Source organism: Sphingobium sp. AS12 (genome assembly GCF_019097845.1).
Classification (GTDB): Bacteria; Pseudomonadota; Alphaproteobacteria; order Sphingomonadales; family Sphingomonadaceae; genus Sphingobium.
In genome coordinates this window covers 1-1,139 of the sequence record NZ_JAHRGM010000100.1, presented here as the reverse complement: position 1 = coordinate 1,139, position 1,139 = coordinate 1, and the positions used below count along the sequence as shown (strand labels likewise).

General features: G+C 55.0%; 2 protein-coding genes and 1 pseudogene. All 3 read left to right on the top strand.

Features of this window, described 5'->3' with window-relative positions; all coding sequences use genetic code 11:
* A pseudogene (locus KRZ98_RS23915) lies at window positions 1-108 on the top strand (IS5/IS1182 family transposase); the annotation flags it as partial.
* Between the two features lie 18 nt (window positions 109-126).
* Window positions 127-759, top strand: a complete 633-nt coding sequence (locus tag KRZ98_RS23910; protein WP_368389868.1) for a diguanylate cyclase — start codon at window positions 127-129, stop codon at window positions 757-759.
* Between the two features lie 189 nt (window positions 760-948).
* The gene (locus tag KRZ98_RS24500; protein ID WP_302849148.1) at window positions 949-1,077 is read left to right on the top strand and encodes a hypothetical protein; all 129 of its coding nucleotides are present in this window, start codon (window positions 949-951) and stop codon (window positions 1,075-1,077) included.
* The last annotated feature ends 62 nt before the right edge of the window (window positions 1,078-1,139 follow it).

Genomic DNA, 1,139 nt, shown 5'->3' with positions numbered 1-1,139 from the left:
TTCTGCAGCCTCAAAACATTCCGCCGGATCGCTACCCGGTACGAAAAAACTGACGAGAGCTACCGCGCTATGATCAATCTCGCGGCCTTGAAAATCGCTATGCGCTAATGTCCACAGGCCTTAGTCGTGGTCGCGCTGATGAGTATCCAGTCCGTGAAGCATCTCTACAAGTCAACGGTCGACCATTTGACGGCCAAGCATGATCTTGCGACACTGGCGAGGTTCGATCCTTTGACAGGCCTTGCCAATCGGTTGCTTGTGCGGGAAGAATTCCAGGCGAGAATGGCATCTTGCCTGATCGAGAACCAGGTCGCAGTCCATTATCTTGATCTTGACGGGTTCAAAACGATCAACGACCAGTTTGGGCATCCGGCCGGTGACAGACTGTTGGTGCAGGCTGCCCAACGCCTGACCGCAACCATCCGGAGCGATGATGTCGTCGCTCGTCTGGGGGGCGATGAGTTTCTGGTTATTCAGCCGGGCGTTCAGCATCCAGACCAAGCCGAGCTTCTGGCCCGTCGGATAATCAAACAACTATCCGAACCCTATTCGATAGAGGGCACCGACATGTGCATTTCCGTCAGCATCGGCATTGCGCTGGCTCCTACAAATGGCCTTGATCTCGATCGCCTGATGGAATGTGCGGATGGCGCCCTTTATCATTCCAAAGCAAAGGGAAAGGCGCAGGTAAACTTCTGCGACGGCAGCAATCCCGATGCGCAAAAACAGGCGGCCGTGACTAAAACGTCCGGACGTTGAGGCCAAGTTCGACCCTTTACCCCGCGTCTTTCACGGCGATATCAAAAAACCGATTGTTTCAAGCCCCCAAGCAAACAAGCGTTCACGCCGGTCTGGAGCAGCGCAAGGGAGGCGTCGGCCGATGCTGTGAAAATTTCTGTCTCGGCAAGTGCCATGTAGCCAATGAGACTGCTGCGTCGTTACCAGGCAATGCACCAGATCATTTCAACGCCTGAGCCCTATATCCTCATCCTAACCGGCGCCGGGCTGCTGATTGTAGAGGGCGGTGACAAACCAGGCCAATGGAACGCCAGCGATTTGCTGAGCGTGGCGGTTTAAAAACCAGCCATTGGATAGGTTGCTCCTTTTAAGGGGGGTGGCCGGGGATGTTTGCCGTGGAG

Coding starts and splice junctions, on each gene's coding strand:
- KRZ98_RS24500 (WP_302849148.1), top strand. CDS start 949: ATGCACCAGATCATTTCAACGCCTGAGCCCTATATCCTCATCCTAACC.